The organism is Actinomadura roseirufa, from assembly GCF_900659635.1.
GTDB lineage: Bacteria > Actinomycetota > Actinomycetes > Streptosporangiales > Streptosporangiaceae > Spirillospora > Spirillospora roseirufa.
This window is the reverse complement of record NZ_CAACVB010000479.1, coordinates 1-3,290: the sequence shown is the minus strand read 5'-3', so window position 1 is coordinate 3,290 and position 3,290 is coordinate 1. Positions and strand designations below refer to the sequence as shown.

Here is a 3,290-nt window from a genome sequence, read left to right as displayed (position 1 = left end):
GGCCCGAGCCCGTCCGCGACCTGCCGGGCGGCGCCGAGGCCGGGCCGTTCACCGAGGCCGAGGCCGCAGGGCTGCTGGCCGCGCTGGTCGCGCGGGGCGTCCCGGTCAGCGGGTTCGCGCCGGCCGGCGGCGCGCTGGAGTCGGCGTACCTGGCGATGACGGAGAACCGGAGGTGAGCGGCCGATGACCGCGCGCGGGATCGGGCTGGTGGCACGGCAGGAGATCAGGACGCGGCTGCGGGCGGGCCGCTGGAAGGCGCTGCTCGCGGTCTGGTTCGCGGTGGTCAACGGGCTCGGGCTGATGTACCGGCTCACGCTGGAGTCCGAGCACGTCACCTCCCGTGGGTCGGCGGGCGTGCCGATGTTCGGCGGGGTGCTGCTCGGCGTGCTGGTGCTGACGCTGCTGGTCACGCCGGCGCTCGGCGGGCAGACGGTCAACGGCGACCGGGAGCGGGGCACGCTGGCGACGCTCCAGGTGACCCGGCTCACGCCCGCGGAGATCACGCTCGGCAAGCTGGCGGCGGCCTGGGGGACGGGCCTGCTGGCGCTGCTGCTGACCCTGCCGTCGGTGCTGTGGCCGGTCGCCGAGGGCGCGGTCGGCCCGTGGCGGGCCCTGGTCACGCTGCTGGTCACCGGCCTGCTGATCGGCGTGGTCTGCGCCGTGTCGCAGTGCTGGTCGGCGCTGCTCGCGCGCAGCGTCACCTCGGTGCTGCTGTCGTACCTGACGGTGTTCGGGCTGATCGTCGGAACGCCGCTGCTGTTCACGATCGCGGTCCCGCTCGCCTCCGCGCCGCCGGGACCGGGCGACTACGCCCCCGACCGCACCGACCGCGTCTGGTGGCTCCTCGCGCCCAACCCGGTCGTGGTGCTGGCCGACGCCGCGCCGAGGCTGCCCGGCGCCACGGTCCGGTCCGGCGACGTGCTGCTGTACACCCGGTCGCAGCGCAACGACCCGCTGGGCCAGCTGAGCCGCGGGGTTCGCGACATCCGCGCAGGCGGCGCCTACCGCTCGGAGAAGGCGCCCGTGTGGCCATTCGGACTGGCCTTCGACCTCGCCCTCGCGGGCGGTGCGGTATGGCTCACGGCCCGGCGGTTGCGCACGCCAGTCCAGGCCGTTCCGAAGGGCGTGCGCCTGGCCTGACCGCCCGGCCGGGAGGTCAATTTGAGATTCCCAATGGGAATGGAATTCTCAAATGCGGTCGAATCGGCCGTCCTTGGCCTCGATGGTGAACCGGCGCCATTCCGCGGCGTCGAACACCAGCCGCTCCCGGCCGCCGTCGGCGGCGCGCACGCCGTCGCGCACCGCGACCGTCCCGCCACCGTTTCGCGCGACCTCGACACATCCGTTGCTGGCGCCGCATCGAGCGCTCCTCCTCCATCGGGCGGGCGTTGTCGCATCGAAACTCATTCCGGCTCCTGCCTCGAAAGTCAGCTGTGCCCGCGGCCGCGCTGCCGGTGCTCAAGCACAAGGTAACAAGATCGCCTGAAACGGGTGGTCACAGACGGCCGGATGGGGCCGGTGGGGCCGATGGGGCGAGGTAGGCCCAGGGTTTCGGGGGAGAAGGCGACGAGCCGGGTTCCGGGGGCGGTGTTCCCGCCGTCCGGGCGACCCGGCTCGCCCGCCGGCGGTCCCCGGCGCGCCCGCGCGGGGCGGCCGGACCACCGGCGTCTAACCGTCACAGCAGATCGAATTCGCCCTTCTTGGCTCGTCCGATGAAGTCGCGCCACTCTCCCCGGGAGAATGACAGGACCGGGCTCTGCGTTCCGTGTTTTGCGTCACGTGCTCCCACAGAAGGGGACGGACCGGCCAGTTCGGCCACTTCGACGCACGTGTTGCTCGCCCCGCAGTGGGCGCTTTTTCTCCATTGTGGTGCAGGAGTGGCGAAAGGGGACACTCGGTGCCTTTCACGGGATGTACGCCACTCCGCGGACCGTCACCAGGCGTCTCTGGCCGCGATGATGCGCCGCCGTGAGCCGACGGCGTCCAACGCCTGGCCAGCGAGGTTAGAATAGGCGAGCCGGTACATATACGTAACGGCTTCATCCGCAAAGTGGCTGATTGTCAGTGATTCGGTGTGCACGATATCAGGAAAGGTGATGTCGTGCACCGATGAGAATTCCAGCAGAATAAATGTCTCAGCGAGTACCGAGTGCGCGATGTCGAGCGGCAGGATCTGCACGCTCACGTTCGGCAACTCGGTCATCCGGCACAGATGGTCGAGCTGCTCGCGCATGACCTCACGGTCACCGATCCGGCGTTGCAGGACGGCCTCGTCCAGCACGACCGACAGTTCCAGCGGGCGTGCCCGGCGGAGCAGTTCCCGGCGCCGCATCCGGACCTCGACGCGGCGTTCGAGCTCCTGCGGCGGGAGCGTGGCGAGCGCGCTCCAGCCGCCGATCACATGCCGCGCGTAGCTCTCGGTCTGGAGCAGCCCCGGGAAGACGGTGCTGCCCCACTCGCGGACCGCCGTGGCCTCCGACTCGAGGGCGATGAAGTCCGCCAGCGGGCTCGGCAGGTCGCGGTAGTCCTCCCACCAGCCGCGCTCGGCGGCGTCGTGCGCCAGCGAGATCAGGTCGTCGCGGCGGGTGCCGTCGATCTCGTACAGGTCGAGGAGACGGTGCACGTCGCTGATCTTCGCGCCGGTCCGCGCGTTCTCGATCCGGCTGACCTTGGCGGTCGACCAGGTCAGCCGCTCGGCGACCTCGTCCCCGGTGAGCGCTTTACGCTCCCGGAGTCTCCGGAGTTCGGCGGCCAGTCGTCGTTGCCGGACGGAGGGACCTCGGGAAGTGCTCATTGCTGTGGCCTCTCCAGTCCTGCACGGACTGTTCAGGGCGCATTCTGCCGCACGGGGGTACGTCAGTGCGAACACATCGGACCGGATGAGCGCGATTCTACGACCGCGGATTCCTTTGCGCACATGACATGGCAACTTGCAACGCAACATTCGAAAACTCGCGCGGGCGGTTGCGGCGGGCCCTCGCGTGGCACCCTGACCATGTGAACGGCGGGACGGCGCGGGCAGGGAGCGGCGGATGAGGTACGCGCACGAGGTCGGCAAGGTCAGGGCGGCGGAACGGGCGCTGATGGCCCGGCTGCCGGAGGGCGCGCTGATGCGCCGCGCCGCCGCCGGGCTGGCGTCGGTCTGCGCCCGCCTGCTGCCCGCCGTCTACGGGGCCCGCGTCGTGGTCCTCGCGGGCGGCGGCGACAACGGCGGCGACGCCCTGTACGCCGGGGCCGCGCTGGCCCGGCGGGAGATCGGAAGAGCACACGTCTGAACTCCAGTCACTCCA

Annotated in this window: 4 protein-coding genes and 1 pseudogene; 2 read left to right on the top strand and 3 right to left on the bottom strand. The window is 71.0% G+C overall.

The genetic code is table 11. The annotated features are described in order from the left end of the window. Positions 1-183: 183 nt before the first annotated feature. Positions 184-1,140 (top strand): ABC transporter permease, encoded by a 957-nt coding sequence (locus E1291_RS40440; RefSeq protein WP_131743292.1) that lies wholly within the window; start codon positions 184-186, stop codon positions 1,138-1,140. A gap of 48 nt (positions 1,141-1,188) precedes the next feature. On the opposite strand, the gene E1291_RS40435 is transcribed toward E1291_RS40440, so the two are convergent. The 3 genes from E1291_RS40435 to E1291_RS40425 all read right to left on the bottom strand — a co-directional run bounded on the left by E1291_RS40435 (position 1,189) and on the right by E1291_RS40425 (position 2,794). Further along, complete coding sequence (locus E1291_RS40435) at positions 1,189-1,407, bottom strand: DUF397 domain-containing protein (RefSeq protein WP_131743290.1); 219 nt, start codon at positions 1,405-1,407, stop codon at positions 1,189-1,191. A 268-nt stretch (positions 1,408-1,675) separates the two neighbouring features. Next, on the bottom strand, positions 1,676-1,894 hold the full coding sequence (locus tag E1291_RS40430) for a DUF397 domain-containing protein (RefSeq protein ID WP_131743288.1): 219 nt from the start codon (positions 1,892-1,894) through the stop codon (positions 1,676-1,678). 39 nt (positions 1,895-1,933) lie between these two features. Continuing rightward, the gene (locus E1291_RS40425; RefSeq protein ID WP_131743287.1) at positions 1,934-2,794 is read right to left on the bottom strand and encodes a helix-turn-helix domain-containing protein; all 861 of its coding nucleotides are present in this window, start codon (positions 2,792-2,794) and stop codon (positions 1,934-1,936) included. A 238-nt stretch (positions 2,795-3,032) separates the two neighbouring features. Here E1291_RS40425 and E1291_RS40420 point away from each other — a divergent pair. Then, positions 3,033-3,251, top strand: a pseudogene (locus E1291_RS40420) (NAD(P)H-hydrate epimerase); the annotation flags it as partial. Positions 3,252-3,290: the final 39 nt, after the last annotated feature.